This window comes from Rhodococcus sp. NFXS4, from assembly GCF_058139645.1.
This window is the reverse complement of record NZ_CP192221.1, coordinates 3,157,896-3,175,375: the sequence shown is the minus strand read 5'-3', so window position 1 is coordinate 3,175,375 and position 17,480 is coordinate 3,157,896. Positions and strand designations below refer to the sequence as shown.

The following is a 17,480-nucleotide window of genomic DNA, read 5'->3' as shown; positions in this document are numbered from 1 at the left end:
ACACCCGCAGCACCCGAGGTCCTGTCCCACGGCGCCGGCAGGATGCGCGTCCGACTCGACTGGATCGCCGGCAGTGACGTCCGCGCGGTCGCGGTCGAGGACTTTCTCGACGCCGTTCCCGGTGTCCGCGCCGTGCACGCCTTCCCTCGGACGGCGTCCGTCGTCGTCTGGTACTCCCGCTCCCGTACCGACGCCGCGTCGGTGCTGGCCGCGCTGACGGCCGTACCCGCGGCGACCGCGCTCACGCCGGGCCATGCCGCGGTGCGCACACCACGGTCGGCAGACGTCGGTACCGGCGAGCTGCTGCGCATGACGGTGGGCGGAGCGGCCCTGGTCCTGCTGGGCCTGCGCCGGTACGCGCTGCGCCGACCTCCCGTGCTGGGCCCTACCAGTCGGCTCGTCGCCACCGGGGTCACCGTCTTCACCGGCTATCCCTTCCTGAAGGGCGCCGTGCGGTCCCTCACGGGAGGCCGCGCGGCCGGAACGGACGCCCTGGTGTCCGCGGCGACGGTCGCGAGCCTCGTCCTGCGTGAGAACGTCGTCGCCCTCACCGTGCTGTGGCTGCTGAACATCGGCGAGTACCTCCAGGAGTTGACGCTGCGCCGCACCAGGCGTGCCATCTCGGATCTGCTCAGCGGCACCCACGACACCGCGTGGATCCGGACCGGTGACGGTGCCGAGGTCTCCGTGGACATCGACTCGCTCGAGGTCGGCGACGAGGTCGTGGTGCACGATCACGTCGGAGTCCCGGTCGACGGCACCGTGATCGAGGGCGACGCCGTCGTCGACCAGTCCGCCATCACCGGCGAGACGCTGCCGGTCACTGTGACCGTGGGGACCCGGCTGTCGGCCGGATCCGTCGTGTTGCGCGGCCGCGTCGTCGTCCGCGCGTCGGCCGTGGGTCGCGACACGGCGATCGGCCGCATCATCGCCCGGGTCGAAGAGGCGCAGGAGGATCGCGCGCCCATCCAGACGGTGGGCGACAACTTCTCCCGTCGCTTCGTGCCCGCGTCGTTCCTGCTCTCGGCCGCCACGCTGCTCGTCACCCGTGACGTCCGCCGGGCCATGACCATGCTGCTCGTCGCGTGCCCGTGCGCGGTCGGTCTGTCCACCCCCACCGCCATCAGCGCTGCCATCGGCAACGGTGCCCGGCGCGGAATCCTCATCAAGGGCGGGTCCCACCTCGAACAGGCAGGCCGTGTCGACGCCGTCGTCTTCGACAAGACGGGAACGCTGACTGTCGGGCGCCCGGTGGTGACCAACGTGATCGCGTTCCACGACGCGTGGGAGCCGGAGCAGGTGCTCGCCTATGCGGCAAGCTCCGAGATCCACTCTCGGCATCCGTTGGCGGAAGCCGTGATTCGCAGTACCGAGGAACGTCGCATCGAGATTCCACCGCACGAGGAGTGCGAGGTGCTCGTCGGGTTGGGCATGCGGACCGTCTCGGACGGGCGGACACTGCTGCTGGGCAGTGCGTCGCTGCTGCGCAGAGAGAACGTCGAGGTCTCCGAGGAGGCGTCCGACTGGGTGTCCCGTCTGCAGCACCGTGCCGAGACGCCTCTGCTCCTCGCGGTCGACGGCGTGTTGGTCGGGCTGGTCAGTCTGCGCGACGAGATCCGCCACAACGCCGCCGAGGTACTGCGCGCGTTGCGGGCCGACGGTGTGCACCGCATCGTGATGCTCACCGGGGACAACCCGGCCACGGCCGCCGCCGTCGCGGCCGAGCTCGGTATCGACGAGTGGCGCGCCGAGGTCATGCCCGAGGACAAGCTCGACGTCGTCCGCGCCCTGCAGGCCGAGGGCCACATCGTCGCGGTCGTCGGCGACGGCACCAACGACGCGCCGGCGCTCGCGGCCGCGGACATCGGCATCGCGATGGGCGCCGCCGGGACCGACGTGGCGGTGGAGACCGCGGACGTCGCTCTCGCCGGGGACGATCTGGCACGACTGCTCGACGTGCGCGCGCTGGGGCGGCGCTCGGTGGCCGTCATCCGCCAGAACTACGCCATGTCGATCGCGGTCAACGCGATCGGGCTGGCCGTGAGTGCCGGCGGAGCGCTGTCACCGGTACTCGCGGCGATCCTGCACAACGCGTCGTCCGTCATCGTCGTCGGAAACAGCGCGAGACTCATCGAGTACAGGCCCGGATCCGGGTAGGTTCGACAGGATGACGACCACCGCACCGCGCACCACCGCAGCACCCGTCGGACCACTCGATCTCTTCGCCGCCGACTCCCTGCTCGACGAGGACGAGCGGGACATCGCGGCCACGGTCCGCGCGTTCGTCGACAAGCGGCTCAAGCCCGAGGTGGGGGACTGGTTCGAGGCCGGCACGCTGCCGCGGGAGATCGCTCGCGAGTTCGGCGGCATGGGTCTGATGGGCATGCACCTCGAGGGGTACGGCTGCGCCGGGACCAACGCGGTGAGCTACGGCCTCGCGTGCATGGAACTCGAGGCGGGTGACAGCGGGTTCCGGAGTTTCGTCTCCGTGCAGGGCTCGCTGTCCATGTTCTCGATCCACCGGTACGGGTCGGAGGAGCAGAAGCAGGAATGGCTCCCACGTCTCGCCACCGGGGAGGCCATCGGGTGTTTCGGACTGACCGAGGCCGACTTCGGTTCCAACCCGTCCGGGATGCGCACCCGTGCGCGACGGGACGGCGACGACTGGATCCTCTCCGGCTCCAAGATGTGGATCACCAACGGCACCCTGGCCGACGTGGCGACGGTGTGGGCGCGGACCGACGAGGGCTTCCGTGGGTTCGTCGTGCCCACGGACGCACCGGGATTCGCCGCGCACGCCATCGGTAAGAAGCTGTCGCTGCGCGCCTCGGTGACAGCGGAACTCGTCTTCGACGACATCCGGCTCCCGTCGTCGGCGATGCTGCCCGGTGCCACCAGTCTCGGAGCTCCGCTCTCCTGCCTCAACGAGGCGCGGTTCGGCATCGTGTTCGGCGCTCTCGGCGCAGCGCGGGACAGCCTCGAGACCGCCATCGCGTACGCGAATTCTCGCGAGGTGTTCGACCGGCCGCTCGCGAGTTTCCAGCTGACGCAACAGAAGCTGGCCGACATGACACTCGAGCTCGGCAAGGGGTTCCTTCTCGCCGTCCACCTCGGCAGGATCAAGGACCGCGGTGAGATCACGCCGGATCAGGTGAGTCTGGGCAAGCTCAACAACGTCCGCGAGGCCATCGCCATAGCCCGCGAGTGCCGCACGATCCTGGGCGGTAGCGGCATCACTCTGGAGTACTCACCTCTGCGGCACGCCAACAACCTGGAGTCCGTGCTCACGTACGAGGGGACCAGCGAGATGCACATGCTGTCCATCGGTAAGGCGCTGACGGGACAACAGGCGTTCCGCTGACCTGTCACCGCTTCTTCGCGGTCTGCTTCCTGTTCTCCTTGTCGATGGCGTCGACCAACTCGTCCTTGGTCATCGTCGAGCGGCCGTGAACGTCGAGGTCGCGAGCGACCTCCTCGAGATGCTTCTTCGACGCGTTCGCGTCGACGCCGCCCGCGCTGCGGCCCTTCGGATTCGGGCCGCCGCTCTCGGCGCGCTCGTCGGAGGGGCCTTTCTCGTCCTTCGGCTCCCAGTGGTCGCCCACCTTCTCGTAGCTGTGCTTCAGCGAGGAGTAGGCGACTCGGTGCGCCCGCTGCTCGTCGTCGTATTCCTCCTCCGCGGAGTCGAGTGTCTTCGCGAAGGTGCGCTGCGCCTTCTCGTCCGATTTCTGCAGGGTGGAGGGCAGCTCCGACTCGATGGGCTTGCCGTCGTCGTTCGTGGTGGGCACGACTGCCTCCTTCTCTCGGGTCCTGACGTCGGGTCTCGTGTCCAGGTGGCCTACCCGCGTCCCGAGACGCGAAAACCCTGCCGACGTCACCGTCTCAGCGGCACCGTCTCGCCGCGCCCGACGTAGGTGATGCGGTCACCGAGACCTCGCGCGCGCATCTCGCGGGAGAAGTCGGACAGGGGAGAGGCGAAGACACCGTAGTCGTCGACATGCACGGGCAGTACCTGCGCCGGGTCGACGAGCTGCATGGCGTCGGTGCCCTGGCGGCCGTCCATCGTCACCATCGCTCCCCAGCGCGGGTTCTGCCCGAACGGCAGGGTGGTGCCACCGAGGTGCACGACACCGGTGTCGATGTCCGGATAGCGCGTGGGGATCTCCCGGAGCTCGTCGACCATCAGGGTGTCGCCGGAGACGTACACGCGCAGGTCGACGGTGTCGGACTCCGCGGATCCGAACTCGAGCATCGTGCCCATCACCGGCGGAAGCACCCGCAGACGCTGTGCCCAGACGGGGCCGTGCCGACCGGGCATCGCCGTGATCGTCACGACCTGCTCTCCGACTCGCAGGCGTCGTGATTCCCACGTCGACAGTCCGGTCGCCGCCTCGAAGCCGCGACGGGTCAGTTTCGAGGCAGCGTGACCCGTGGTGAACACCGGCAGCGCCTGGTCGAGCCCGCTCTGTGCGCGCCGGTCCCAGTGGTCTCCGTGCATGTGCGACAACACGATCGCGGACAGCGGTGGCAACTCGTCGATCGAGACGGCCGGATCGAGACGGCGTGTGGAGAACAGACCGTGACCGAGATAGGCACGCTCGCCGGCGTGCAGGAAGTTCGGATCGGTGAGCAGCGTGATGTCGCCGTAGCTCACCAACCCGGTCGCGTTACCGACGAACGTGTAGCTGCCGTGGGAGACCATGCCGGCGGCTTCCCCGCCGACATGGTCCCAAACGACCTGGTTCTACTTGGACAGCGTGAACTGCATGATGTCGATGGTTCCGCGGCGGAACTGCTTCGCACATCCGCCGAGGTACTTGATGTAGCGCTCGTAGACCTCGTCGCCGGCGATCGCGATGGCCTCGTCCTTGCGGGCCTCGAGGTTCTCCGTCCAGATCTCCAGCGTGCGGGCGTAGTGCTGCTGCAACGAGTGCACCCGGTCGACCGAGAACCCGACGGACGTCGCGCGTTCCTGGATGGTGCCCGGGCGCTCGAGCTCCCCGCCGGGGAAGATCTCCCGGAGGATGAAGCGCATGAAGACGGCGTCGCGCTTGTCGACGGCGACACCCTTCTCCGCCAGATCGTCCAGTCCGTAGCCGACGATGGTGTGCAGCAACATGACTCCGTCGGAGGGGAGCAGCGAGTGCGCCTTCTCGAAGAACGGGACGTGGCGCGCGCGACGGAAGTGCTCGAAGGCGCCGATGCTGACGATCCGATCGACCGGCTCGTCGAACTCCTCCCAGCCCTGCAGGCGTACCTCGGCCTTGCGGTCGCCCGTGAGGTCGTCCAGACGGGACTGGACGCGTCCGAACTGGTGCTCGCTGAGCGTCAGGCCGACCACGTCCACATCGAACCGCTCGCGGGCGCGGATCATCGCGGTTCCCCATCCGCAGCCGACGTCGAGCAGGCGCATGCCCGACTCGAGGCCCAACTTGTCCAGGGCCAGATCGATCTTCGCGAGCTGTGCCTCCTCGAGCGTCATGTCCTCGCGCTCGAAGTACGCACAGCTGTACGTCCACGTGGGGTCGAGGAAGAGCGCGAAGAAGTCGTCGGACAGGTCGTAGTGCGACTGAACGTTCTTGAAGAAGGGCTTCAGGTCTGTCATGTGGTCTAGCAACCTCACACTCGACGGGCAGGAAGGAGCGACGGCACACCCTCCCCCGGGGATGTCTGTCATGCGCGAATCTACGGTCTTCCCAGTCGATCCGCGCTCGGAACCGCCAGGTCGACGCGCTAAACGAACCTGCGGTCCGAGTCTCGCGCGTCCGTCGTGGTCGGTCCCGGTTCTCGGCTCCCGCAGGTCGTCGAAGGTCCGTTTCGAGGCTGTCACTCGGTGATGTCGCGCTCCTCCAGGATCGTGGTCGCCAGAGTGCGGTAACCGTGTTCGGGAAAGTGCACGGTGACGCGGTCCGCCTCGGCCGACACCACGTTCCCCGCGCCCCAGTCGCGGTGATGCAGCGTGTCGCCGGGCTGGTAGCTCGTGTCACCGCCGTTGACGTCGGACTCGGCCGCGGTGCCGGACTCGCAGGTGTCGCACCGACCACAGAGTTGCTCCGTCACCTCGCCGAGGTACTCGAGGAGCACCTGTCGTCGGCATCGCCGTGTCTCGGCGTAGGTCCGCACCATCTCCACCCGCGATCGCGCCGCCGTCTCCTGCCGGCGAGCCGCCTCCAGTGCACGCTCGACGGCCTCGGTCGTCGAGAGGCTGCCGGGCACCCACCCGGCGTCCGTGTGGTGCACGGCGTCGACGTGATCGAGCAGCTCCAGGGCGGTCTCCACAGCGCGCGGTGACAGGCCGGGCAACCCCGTGAGCGACTCGGTCGACATCGGTTCCGTGGCTGACCGCAGCGCCCCCTGCACCGCCTCGAGCGCATCTCGGCGCGGTCGGCGGGTGGCGAAGAACGACGGCAGCCCCAGGTCCTCGGCGCGAAAGTTCAGGACGGCAGCGGCGTCCGCACCGTCGCGACCAGCGCGGCCGAACTCCTGGTAGTACCGCTCCAGCGAATCGGGCGGTGCAGTGTGGACGACGAACCGGACATCGGGCTTGTCGATGCCCATCCCGAACGCCGACGTGGCCGCGACGACGTCGACCGTCCCGGCCGCGAACGCCTCGTGCGCCTCGTCGCGCGCGGACCGTGCGAGACCGGCGTGATACGCGAGCGCTCGGAGGCCGCGCTCCGCCAGCAGAGCCGCGAACTCCTCCGCCTGCGCGCGAGTGGCGGTGTACACGAGACCGGTTCCAGCCTGCCCGTTTGATTCCGACCGGCCTCCGGCCTGCCCGCCTGATTCCGACCGGCCTCCGGCCTGCCCGCCGGACTCCGACCGGCCTCCGGCCTGCCCGCCTGATTCCGACCGGCCTCCGGCCTGCCCGCCGGACTCCGACCGGCCTCCGGCCTGCCCGCCGGACTCCGAGCGCCGGACGACATCGTCCACGGCCGCCCGGAGTGCCATGTCCGCGTCGTGGTGCCGGACGACGGACAGCCGGATCTCGGGCCGATCGAAGGAGCCGACCACCGTCAACGGATCGAGCATGCCGAGGCGCGTCGTGATCTCGTCACGGATCGGCGGGGGAGCTGTCGCGGTGACGGCGATGATCGGCGGGCGTCCGATCGCCTCGGCCACGTGACCGAGACGAAGGTAGGCCGGACGGAAATCGTGGCCCCAGGCGGCGATGCAGTGGGCCTCGTCGACGGCGATGCACGCGACGCCGAGTGCGCGCAGCCGATCCTGCACCTCGTCCCGCGAGGCTGATTCCGGCGTCAGGTAGACGATGGTCGCCTCACCGCGAGCGAGGGACTCCCACGAACGCTCGTTCTCGGTGTCGCTCTGCTCGGAGTGCACCGCGACCGCCCGCACGTGTGTCGACCGACGACGCAGACCGTCCACCTGATCGCGTTGCAACGCGATGAGCGGGCTCAGGACGACGGTCGGCCCGTCGAGCAGCGACGCGGCGACCTGATAGATGGCCGACTTGCCGAAACCGCTCGCCAGCAGTGCCAGCACGTCTCGTCCGGACACGACGGCATCGATCGAGTCACGTTGTCGCGGATGCAGTTCGGCATGACCGAGCGCCCGCGCGGCCGCATCGATGTCGGGCGGTGGGACGGTGTCGGGGCTCACGAACGCCCAGGTACCCGCGAGTGGGCGTGCGAATCCTGCGCGGCCGCACCGTCAGAAGCGGCGCGTCAACCGCAGCCGCAGTGGTCGGCCGTCGGGGTCGACCACCAGCCGGTAGAGGAGCGAGAACACCCGCTGCTTCCACAGCGGCGGCACCTCGATGGCATGCATGCGCAACCGTCCCCGCGGGCGATCACCGTCGCGGCCCCCGTCGTGCCACGCGTCGAGCTCACTGACCTGATCTGCGACCGCGTCGAAGCAGTCGTCCGGGTCGAGGAGGTCGGCGACGTCGGCGTCCGCGCCGCTCCCACGGGACAGGTGTTCGGCGAGGAGCTCGAGTCGGAGATCTCGGGCGAACACCCGCGCACCGTCACCCAGGCCACCGGGATCGACGGGCTCGCGCGCATCCCGCTCCTCGTCGACCACGGCCGCCGTGAGTTCCGAATCGTGCGTCCAGGAGCGGCGATTGAAGTTGTCGCTACCGACGGCCGCCCACACGTCGTCGACGATGCAGACCTTGGAGTGCACGTAGACCGGCACGCTGTCGTCGTTTTCCACGTCGAGGACGAGCACCCGGTCGGCGCCCGCGTCACGTAGTAGATCCAACGCGGCGGCGTGACCCAGGAGCGACGGCGGGATGGTCATCGCACTGTCGTCGTCGAGGTGCCGGGGTACCACGATGATCATGCGGAGCCGGGGCGAGCGCCGCAGCGCACGCGCGAAGACCCGCGCGACGTCCACGGACCACAGGTACTGGTCCTCGATGTAGATCAGGCGCTCGGCGCGACCGAGGGCTTTGGCGTACGCACGGGCCGCGCTGCGCTCGCCGTCCTGCGCGAACGGGTAGGACGGTCGGCGACGCGGGTAGGTGCGGAGCAACTGCACCGAGCACGTTCCCGTCGCCTCCGGGTCGGGGAGGGCAGTGGGCAGCTCGGACGGCTCGCGCCGGTGCCGGCGGACGACGTCGCTCACCACGTGCCACGGCAGCCGCGACAGCGCCGCCGGATCCTCCCAGCGCTCCCGGAAGGTGTCCTCGACGTCGCGCACGGCCGGACCGCGCATCTCGAGCTGCAGGTCGTGCCAGGCGGGGGTCTCCCCGTACTCCGGCGGAAACGGTCGGCTCAGGGCATCGCCGTGATGGTGCGCATCGTCGCGTCGCGACCGGGCCAGATCGATCCCGCCCACGAAGGCGACGTTGCCGCCGGGCCGCGACGCGGAGCGCATCACCACGAGCTTCTGATGATGGGACCCGAAGGCCAGAACGCGCTGATCGAGAACGCACTCACCGCCCGCGTCCTCGAGCGCGGTCGCGAGGGCACTGTTCTTGCCGCCGGTGTATCCGAGGCCCTCCGCGTGCGAGCGCCACAGCAGACCTCGGACGACGACACCGCGCGAAGCGGCACCGGTCAGCGCGTCCTCGACCGTCGGACCGCGGTCGGTGAGCACCTGCTCCGGGTCGCCGCGCCAATCGGTGAACAACACCAGATCGTCCGGTTTCGCGTCGGCCAGGTGCTCGTTCAGCACGCGGAAGTAGGTGTCGCCGTGCACGAGAGCGACGCAACGGTTGCCCTCCGTCCAGGCGCGGATGCGAGTGTCCGGGTTGGCGCGCTCCTCCGCGGACAGGAACCAGGGATGCGTCTCGTCGTCGAAGTCGATGTCGGCGAAGATCGACGACCGACCCAGAGCGTTCGAGATGCGGTCGACCGCCGTCATCAGCACGTTGCCGCGCGGTGGTGCACCCGTCTCGACCGCGCGTCGTCCCGACCCGTGCGTCACGCGACGCGTGCCGCGGGTGGGAGGGACTCGGTGCCGCCGGTGGGCCACGCCAGAGGGTCGGAACCCAGGGCGTGCAGCTGACGGACCTGGTCCTGACACCACGGCGACAGATCGCTCTCGCCCGCCAACACGGTCGCGACGAACTCGTTCCACGGTTCCCAGCGGTAGTCGGCCACCTCGTCCGGTCGCGGATCGACGGTCCTGTCGTCGTGCAGGACGAGGAACACCGGGCAGATCTCGTACTCGACCACGCCGTTGTCCATCACGGCGCGGTACCGGAACGACGGGAGCACCGGAGCCGCGCTGTCCGCACCGATACCCAGTTCGTGATCGAGGCGCCGCAGAACCGCGGAGTCGAGACGCTCACCCGGCGCGGGGTGTCCGCAGCACGTGTTGGTCCAGATTCCGGGCCAGGTGCGCTTGTCGTGCGCCCGCTGTGTCACCAGGACCTCGCGCTCGCGGTTGATCACGTAGCTCGAGAACGCCAGGTGCAGCGGTGTGGCGTCGTGATGCACAGTGGCCTTGTCGTGGGTGCCGATGGCACGGCCGTCCTCATCGAGCAGTACTACGAGTTCCACACGTGTCCCTTCCGGATGTACGACCGGCCTCCGGTCCAGAGTAGTGGTCGCTCAGCGGGGCCGAGACGGGCGGACGGACACCACCTCGTGGGTGCGCACCGGCCCGGCGACGCGGGCGTGGCACGTGGTGAGGATCGGCGCCGACCGAGACTCCTGGAGGACCACCTCGACGGTGTCCCCGTGGTGGTCGAGGAGGACGTGTCGCCGACCGTCCGGGCCGGGAGCCTCCGACAGGGGATGCAGGGTGTCGATGGCGAAGTCCTGCAGGACGGTTCGTGCGGCGTGCTGGGCCACCTGCACGGCCCCCGAGAGCGCACTGCGGCCGCGCAGGAACTCCGGGGTGACGAGTCCGTCGTGGTGGCGGCGCAGGATGCGGACGACGTCCGCGTCGTCGACGTTGCCGTAGTAGAGACCGTGCGGCAGGACGATCATCGTGCCGGCGAACCGGTCGCCACCGAGGTGCGAGCACTCCCACACCTCGCCGGGGTACGCCGACACGGCCGGCCCGAGGATCGTGCGACCGCGGACGGCGCAACAGCGGTCGTGCCTGCCGTGGGTGCACACGGCCACGATGGTCTCCGTCGACGCGGTACCCGACGATCCGTCGAGCGGGACGTCGAGCAGTTCGGCCGCGTCGGACACCTCGCCCCGGTGCACGCTCTCGTGCCCCGGCCGTGCGTCCACCGACGCCCACCGCCACCGGCCGCGGCCTCGGCGACGGCCGGGCTCCCGGACGGCGAGGGGGCGGAATCCGGCACTCTCGATGCGGCGCACGAGCGCTCCACCCAGTACGGGATCGAGGACGGACGGGGAATCGAGGAACGCCGACGGGCCCCAACTTCCCGCGACCTCGACGAGGAACCATCGTTCTCCGCGAGAACCGCTTCCCGCCAACGTGTCTCCCCGATCACGAGCATTGTCGCTGCACGGGCGCCACGCCGCGGTGGTGCTCACCGGCGTCGTCACGATCGGGCGACGACGAGACCCTCGCGGAGCAGGCGACGCACCACGACGATCGCGTCCTGATCGTCGAGACCCGTGAGGTCGCCGACCGCGCAGTCTTTCCCGCTGTGCAGCTGCCGAACGGCGTCCGCCGCGATCGAGGGCAGCGTGATCGTCTTGGTCCGCGTCGTCACGGCGACCGACTCGGGCGACTGCGTCACCCGCGCGGCGAGCCCGGATCGCCACGTCACCACGGTGGCCGCGGACAGGCCGGCCATCGTGCGCACGGTCTCGAGAGGACGCACCGGGGCCGGCCGCGTGACCTCGACGAAGCGACGGCCGACACGCTCTGCCGCCGTCCGCGCTCGACCGTCGCGACCGTCGGTGTCGGCGAGGGTCGCGGTCAGATCTGCGATCAGCGCGCGCACGTGCGGTACGACGGCGTCCGGATCGGTCAGATCGAGCCCCACGGGCAGCGGGGCCCGGAAGCTCGCGTCGTCCGCGAGGGTGCCCAGCACGTGATGCAGGAGGTCGTGCCGGGTGAAGGCCGACATTCCGACGGTCAGATGGATCGAGGTGTCACCCAGGGCCTCGGCGGAATGGATCCAGCCCCTCGGAACGTACAGCGAATCACCTTCGCGCAGAACGACGTCGAGGGTCGGGTCCGTGCGCGACATGGCGGCGACGGCGTCCCTGCGGTCCGACCACGGCTGGTTCGACAGCGGGTGCTCGTGCACCGGGGGGTGCAGGATCCACCGCTTCTCGCCGGCGATCTGGAGGACGAAGACGTCGTGCACGTCGTAGTGGGGATCGAATCCGCGCGACGACGCGGGGGTGATGTACGAGTTGACCTGCACCGGGTGGCCGAGATCGGCGACCAGGTCGCCGGTGAAGTGGATGAGGGGAGGCCACAGTCGATGGAGTCCCTGCAGGACCAGGGTGTGGCCGTCCGCGAAGGCCGCCAGGATTCCGGCGGAGTCGAGCTGATCGGTCACCTCGGCCCCGAAGCCACCCGAATCGGTGAACTGCCCGCGGTCGGTCAGCGCGCCGTTCCTGGCCATCCGGGCGAAGGGTGTGCGCACGCCGCGTTCGGACACCAGCTCGTCGACGGCGTCCGTCGACAGCAGATCGGTGAACGGAGCGGGAAGGTCGGCCGCACGCGTCAGGAGCGGCGCGCGTCCCCAGTGGTCCTCGGCGAAGGCGCGGGGCTCGATGCTCAGAAGACGACGCAGCGCGGACCGGTCTCCCGGTCCGCGCTCGTCATCGGTCGGTCGGCTCAAGCCGTACCGTCCGCACCGCCGTCGTGGCCGTCGGGGTTCGAGCCGCCGTCGGCCGGGCCCTCGCCGCTGGCCGCGGAGCCGTCCGCGCCGCCGTCGTGTCCACCCGGGTTCGAGCCGCCGTCGGCGGGGCCCTCCGTGCTGGACGCGGTGCCGTCGGCGCCGCCGTCGTGACCGTTCGGGTTGGAGCCGCCGTCGGCGGGGCCTTCGCCGCCTGCTGCTCCGGAAGTGGTGATGTCGTCGTCGTTGATAGCCATCGTCTACCTTTCAGTCGTCACGACCGGACGCCGGAATTCCGGCGTCGGACACACATCGAACGTCCCCGTTCTACAGGAGACAGGTCACGTGTTGACGATTTCGGGACTTCTCAAACTCCGTGTCCACCGCATCGCCGCGTAGAGCACGCCGCCGACCAGGAGCAGCACGCCGGCACGCAGCCATGTCTGCGCGGTCTGCTGCGTCGCGAGCACGCCGCAGCTGATCAGAGCGAGCACCGGAAGGATCACCGGGGTGCGGAAGTGCGGGTGGTCCACCTGGTCCTTGCGCAGCACCAGCACGGCGAGGTTGGTGCTGACGAACACGATCAGGAGCAGCAGGACGACGGTCTCCGCGAGCGCTGCGACGGTCCCGGTGGCCGCGAGAATCATCGCCACCACCGTGGTCGCGACGATGGCCACCCAGGGAGTCTGCCGACGTGGCAACACCCGGCCCGCGACGGCGGGCAGCAGTCGTTGTCCGGCCATCCCGTAGGTGAGTCGGCTGGCCATGATCATGGTCAGCAGGGCGCCGTTGGCCACGGCGATCAACGCCACGAGTCCGAAGAGCCTGTCGGGGACACCGACGTCGGCCGCCGAGACGACGGCGAGCAGGGGCGCCGACGTGTCCGCGAGGTCGCTCGCGGGCACCACCGCGCTCACCGCGAGTCCGACCGCGACGTAGACCGCACCGGCCGTCGCCAGCGAGAGGAAGAGCGCGCGAGGGTAGACGCGGTGCACGTCCCGGACCTCCTCCGCCATGTTGGCCGAGGTCTCGAACCCCACGAACGAGTAGAAGGCGAGCAGTGCCGCCGCGAGGACCGCCACGGCAGGGTTCACGGCATCGGTGAACTCGAGGGTGCGGCCGAGATCGCCGTCGCCGCGACCGAGCACGATGCAGGCGAGGACGACGACGAGGACGAGTCCGCTGACCTCGACGACGGTCATGACCACGTTCGCCCGCATCGACTCCTTGATGCCACGCGCGTTCAGGAGAGCGACGACGGCGAGGAACACCAGCGCGGCAGGAACCGTCGGGACGTCGAGGAAGGCGCCCAGATAGTCACCGGCGAAGGCGACGGACAGCCCGGCCGCGCTCGTCACACCCGCCGCCAGCATCGAGAACCCGACGAGGAACGACACCACCGGCCGTCCGAAGGCTCGCTCGGCGAACACGGCGGCACCACCTGCGCGCGGGTACTTGGTCACCAGCTCGGCGTACGAGGCCGCGGTGAGCATGGCCATCGCGAGTGCCACCAGCAGCGGCACCCAGACGGCACCGCCGACCTCGCCGGCGATCTCGCCCACGAGTGCGTAGATGCCCGCTCCGAGAACATCACCCAGGATGAAGACGAACAGGAGTTTGCCGGTGACGGCGCGACGCAGACCGGGGGAGTCGCCCGGCTCCGCAGGGTCGTTCAGGTCAGTGCTCATCGCACCGGGTTACCCGTTCGCGGGGCCGTTACCCACGCGCACGACCCGGCGATCCGGGTCGTTTGTCGGGTCCGCCTCCGGGTAGCCGGGGCGCGACAAGAGCACGACCCCGAGCGCTGTCAGGAGCCTTCATGTTCCGTCATACCGACCACCTCCAGTTCGACGTGAAGCCGGAGAAGCCGGATCCCGTCTACGCCCGCAAGCTGCAAGAGTTGATCGGCGGCGCGTACGGCGAGATGACCGTCACGATGCAGTACCTGTTCCAGGGATGGAACTGTCGCATGAAAGGCAAGTACAAGGACCTCATCATGGACATCGCGACCGAGGAGATCGGTCACGTGGAGATGATCGCGACCATGGTCGCGCGGCTCCTCGAGGGCGCACCGGCCACCGAGTCCACCAAGAACGCTGCCGCCGATCCCGTCGTCGCCGCGGTGCTGGGCGGGATGGATCCGCAGCAGGCCATCGTGTCCGGTGGCGGACCCACCCTCGCCGACAGCAACGGTGTCCCGTGGAACGGGCGCTTCATCGTCGCCAGCGGCAACCTGCTGGCGGACTTCCGCGCCAACGTCGCGGCGGAGGCGCAGGGCCGCGTGCAGACCGCACGCCTGTGGCACATGACCGACGATCCCGGTGTCAAGAACATGCTCAAGTTCAACCTCGCCCGCGACACGTATCACCAGAACATGTGGCTCGCGGCCATCGAGGAGCTGCAGGCGGACGGTCTGGAGGGTGTGGTGGCGCCGAACGACCTGTTCGACGAGGAGTACGACGAGCACGCGAGCACGCTGTGGCATCTGTCGGACGGCACCGAGTCCGACAAGGGCCGGTGGGCGCACGGCACCGCACCCGACGGCCGCCACGAGAACAGGTTCCTCGCCGATCCGCAGCCGCTGGGCAACAAGCAGAGTGGACCGCCGCCGGACCCGAAGCTCTACGCCACCTACGACGGTGGACTCGGCGAACCGTCGAACGCGGCTCTCGGCACGGAGAAGGGCGTCATGGGCAAGATCAAGGAGACGTTGGACCCCGACGCCGGCTGATCGGCCGACCCGAACGACGAAGAACCCCGGCGCCGATACGGCGCCGGGGTTCTGTCAGGTTGATGTGGATGGTGCGAGTCGATCCGGAGAACAGGCTCCGCGTGATCGTCCTCGCGTCGGAATGAACACGTGTCTTGTCGTCACCGTGTTGATACGCACCACCTGCCTCGAGTTCGTCCTACGACCTGTTCGGCTTGCGTCTCCGACGATAACCCCGCGGAGTGACGCTGTCCACACCTGCGTCATGGCGACGTCATCCGGCAGTCGTCGCGCGTTCGTTCGGGACGCAGTGCGTCATCTGCAGGTCGGCGACGTCGCGGGGGCCGTTCTTCCCGAGATTCGCGCGCCGCCGGTCCTCCTCCTCCGACAGGGTCTGCGATGCGAGCGGTTCGAGTCCGCGGACGTCGTCGGCCGAGATGCCCAGCCCCTCTCCCACGCGGGCGCCGAGTTCGTCGTCGGCCATGAAGAAGTGCCAGACCATCCGCTCCTGCACCTCGCGCGTCGCCTCCGAGATGTTCGCGACGAGATTCGCCACGAGGTCGTCCTTCTCCCACTGGTCCATCAGCTGGTACCGCTGACCGGCCTGCTCGTAGTCGTTGGTGCGATCGATCCGCTTGCGGGTGAGGCGGCCGTGGATCTCCGGACCCTGCTCGTCGTGCGTCGGGTACTCGGCCTCACGGAGACCGCCCGTGATGGAGGGCTCGTAGTTCACGTGCGGATTGCTGCCGGTGTTGTCCACCGAGTACTGCATCTGGCCGCCCTGCTGGTTCGTGGACACCCGCGCGTTCTTCGCCTGGTTGACGGGCAGCTGCAGGTAGTTCGGCCCCACGCGGTAGCGCTGGGTGTCCGAGTACGAGAAGGTCCGGCCGACCAGCATCTTGTCGTCGGAGAAGTCCAGGCCGTCGACGAGCACACCGGTGCCGAACGAGATCTGCTCGTTCTCGGCAAAGTGGTTCGAGACGTTGCGGTTCAGCACCATGCGGCCCACCACCTTCGGCGGGAACTCGTTCTCCGGCCACACCTTCGTGTCGTCGAGCGGGTCGAAGTTCAGCTCGGGATGCTCGTCGTCACTCATCACCTGCACGCGCAGTTCCCATTCGGGGAAATCGCCGCGCTCGATGTGCTCGTACAGATCCTTGCTCGCATGGCCCAGATCGTTCGCCTGGATCGCGGCGGCGTCCGCCTCGGTGAGCGACGCGACTCCCGCCTTCGGGATCCAGTGGTACTTCACCAGGTGAGTCTCGCCCTCGGCGTCGACCCACTTGTAGGTGTTCACTCCGAAACCCTGCTGCGTCCGGTAATTGGCCGGAATCCCGCGGGGGGAGAACAGGTTCACGAGCATGTGGGTCGCCTCGGGCGTCTGCGACATGAAGTCGAAGATGCGCGCGGGCTCCTGCCGGAACGTCACCGGATCCGGCTTGAGCGAGTGGATGACGTCGGGGAACTTGATGGCGTCACGGATGAAGAAGACGCCCAGGTTGTTTCCGACGAGGTCCCAGTTGCCGTCCTCGGTGTAGAACTTGATCGCGAAGCCGCGGGGGTCACGCGCGGCCTCGGACGAATCGCGCCCGCCGATCACCGTCGAGAACCTGACGGCAAGGTCCGTGCGCTTGCCGGCCTCGGCGAACAGCTTCGCGCGGGTGTACCGCTCGATGGGTTCGTCGCCCCACTTCCCGGTGGCCTCGAAATAGCCGTAGGCGACGGCTCCGCGGGCGTGGACGACGCGCTCCGGGATGCGCTCGCGATCGAAATGGCTGACCTTCTCGAGGAACTGGTAGTTCTCGAGGGTGGCCGGACCGCGTGAGCCCACGGTGCGCTGGTTCTGGTTGTCGTAGACGGGATGCCCTTGACGATTGGTGAGGATGTCCCGGTCGTCTGCCGGTGTCGACCCTTGCGACGCGACGTCTGTCATGTGTCGGCTCCTTGACTGCTCTGTGGAACGGAGGCTTCGTGCAGCGGACCGCGTACCCGACACGATCGCGAGAAAACGTGATCGGACAGAATCCCGGAATGAGGACGAGTGCCGGTGTGCTGCTGTTCCGCGGGGGTGGGGGCGAGCTGGAGGTGCTGCTGGCTCATCCCGGCGGACCCTTCTGGGCGCGCAAGGACGCCGGCGCCTGGTCCATACCGAAGGGCGAGTACGACGCCGACACCGAGGATGCGCGCACAGCGGCGGCCAGAGAGTTCGTGGAGGAACTCGGGTCCCCGGTGCCCGACGGGGACTGGATCGATCTCGGCACGGTCGCGCAGTCCAGAGCCAAGTCGGTTCGTGCGTTCGCCGTGCGCGGCGAACTCGACCCCTCGACCGCCGTGAGCAACAGTGTGGAGATGGAGTGGCCACCCAGATCGGGGCGGCGCCTGGTGTTTCCCGAGGTCGACCGCGTGGAGTGGTGTGATCGGACGTCCGCGCGGCGTCGGCTGCTGAGCGGGCAGGTTCCGCTACTCGACGCCCTCGACCGCCACCTCGAGCAGCTCTGAGGCGCACGTCGCGCGGGCGGAGAACCTGTGTGCAGAGATCCGCGGTGAACGCGGATCTCTGCACACAGACCGTCGACGCATCGC

15 protein-coding genes are annotated in these 17,480 nt (G+C 69.1%); 4 read left to right on the top strand and 11 right to left on the bottom strand.

Annotated features, from left to right (window positions below; all coding sequences use genetic code 11):
• Positions 1-42 precede the first annotated feature (42 nt).
• Both J4E04_RS14850 and J4E04_RS14845 read left to right on the top strand, forming a co-directional pair.
• The gene (locus tag J4E04_RS14850) at positions 43-2,157 is read left to right on the top strand and encodes a heavy metal translocating P-type ATPase (RefSeq protein ID WP_490150557.1); all 2,115 of its coding nucleotides are present in this window, start codon (positions 43-45) and stop codon (positions 2,155-2,157) included.
• Positions 2,158-2,167: 10 nt separating this feature from the next.
• The gene (locus J4E04_RS14845) at positions 2,168-3,361 is read left to right on the top strand and encodes an acyl-CoA dehydrogenase family protein (RefSeq protein WP_027503983.1); all 1,194 of its coding nucleotides are present in this window, start codon (positions 2,168-2,170) and stop codon (positions 3,359-3,361) included.
• 4 nt (positions 3,362-3,365) lie between these two features.
• Here J4E04_RS14845 and J4E04_RS14840 read toward each other — a convergent pair whose 3' ends face one another.
• The 10 genes from J4E04_RS14840 to J4E04_RS14795 form a co-directional block, all read right to left on the bottom strand.
• Positions 3,366-3,785 (bottom strand): ChaB family protein, encoded by a 420-nt coding sequence (locus J4E04_RS14840; RefSeq protein WP_222638235.1) that lies wholly within the window; start codon positions 3,783-3,785, stop codon positions 3,366-3,368.
• A gap of 86 nt (positions 3,786-3,871) precedes the next feature.
• Positions 3,872-4,699: an MBL fold metallo-hydrolase gene (locus J4E04_RS14835; protein ID WP_490148903.1), complete on the bottom strand. Its 828-nt coding sequence runs from the start codon at positions 4,697-4,699 to the stop codon at positions 3,872-3,874.
• Between the two features lie 42 nt (positions 4,700-4,741).
• Positions 4,742-5,602, bottom strand: a complete 861-nt coding sequence (locus tag J4E04_RS14830) for a cyclopropane mycolic acid synthase family methyltransferase (protein ID WP_027503980.1) — start codon at positions 5,600-5,602, stop codon at positions 4,742-4,744.
• Between the two features lie 221 nt (positions 5,603-5,823).
• On the bottom strand, positions 5,824-7,617 hold the full coding sequence (locus tag J4E04_RS14825) for a RecQ family ATP-dependent DNA helicase (protein WP_490148902.1): 1,794 nt from the start codon (positions 7,615-7,617) through the stop codon (positions 5,824-5,826).
• A gap of 51 nt (positions 7,618-7,668) precedes the next feature.
• Entirely contained in the window at positions 7,669-9,327 is a 1,659-nt protein-coding gene (locus J4E04_RS14820; RefSeq protein WP_490150556.1) for a phospholipase D family protein, read from the bottom strand.
• A 59-nt stretch (positions 9,328-9,386) separates the two neighbouring features.
• The gene (idi, locus tag J4E04_RS14815; RefSeq protein WP_027503978.1) at positions 9,387-9,968 is read right to left on the bottom strand and encodes an isopentenyl-diphosphate Delta-isomerase; all 582 of its coding nucleotides are present in this window, start codon (positions 9,966-9,968) and stop codon (positions 9,387-9,389) included.
• 51 nt (positions 9,969-10,019) lie between these two features.
• On the bottom strand, positions 10,020-10,922 hold the full coding sequence (locus tag J4E04_RS14810; protein WP_222627494.1) for a ferredoxin family protein: 903 nt from the start codon (positions 10,920-10,922) through the stop codon (positions 10,020-10,022).
• 8 nt (positions 10,923-10,930) lie between these two features.
• Complete coding sequence (locus J4E04_RS14805) at positions 10,931-12,190, bottom strand: cupin domain-containing protein (RefSeq protein WP_490148901.1); 1,260 nt, start codon at positions 12,188-12,190, stop codon at positions 10,931-10,933.
• Positions 12,187-12,444 carry a hypothetical protein gene (locus J4E04_RS14800; RefSeq protein WP_027503975.1) on the bottom strand — a complete coding sequence of 86 codons (258 nt, stop codon included), beginning with the start codon at positions 12,442-12,444 and terminating at the stop codon, positions 12,187-12,189. Before J4E04_RS14800 ends, J4E04_RS14805 begins: the two co-directional genes overlap by 4 nt.
• An 84-nt stretch (positions 12,445-12,528) precedes the next feature.
• Positions 12,529-13,875 carry an APC family permease gene (locus J4E04_RS14795; protein ID WP_222638229.1) on the bottom strand — a complete coding sequence of 449 codons (1,347 nt, stop codon included), beginning with the start codon at positions 13,873-13,875 and terminating at the stop codon, positions 12,529-12,531.
• A 131-nt stretch (positions 13,876-14,006) separates the two neighbouring features.
• On the opposite strand from J4E04_RS14795, the gene J4E04_RS14790 reads away from it, so the two are divergent.
• A complete protein-coding gene (locus J4E04_RS14790; RefSeq protein ID WP_027503974.1) occupies positions 14,007-14,918 on the top strand; it encodes a manganese catalase in 912 nt (303 codons plus the stop codon).
• 253 nt (positions 14,919-15,171) lie between these two features.
• On the opposite strand, the gene J4E04_RS14785 is transcribed toward J4E04_RS14790, so the two are convergent.
• On the bottom strand, positions 15,172-16,830 hold the full coding sequence (locus J4E04_RS14785; protein WP_490148900.1) for a catalase: 1,659 nt from the start codon (positions 16,828-16,830) through the stop codon (positions 15,172-15,174).
• A gap of 98 nt (positions 16,831-16,928) precedes the next feature.
• Between J4E04_RS14785 and J4E04_RS14780 the strand changes: the two genes are divergently transcribed.
• The gene (locus J4E04_RS14780; RefSeq protein WP_490148899.1) at positions 16,929-17,396 is read left to right on the top strand and encodes an NUDIX hydrolase; all 468 of its coding nucleotides are present in this window, start codon (positions 16,929-16,931) and stop codon (positions 17,394-17,396) included.
• Positions 17,397-17,480 lie beyond the last annotated feature (84 nt).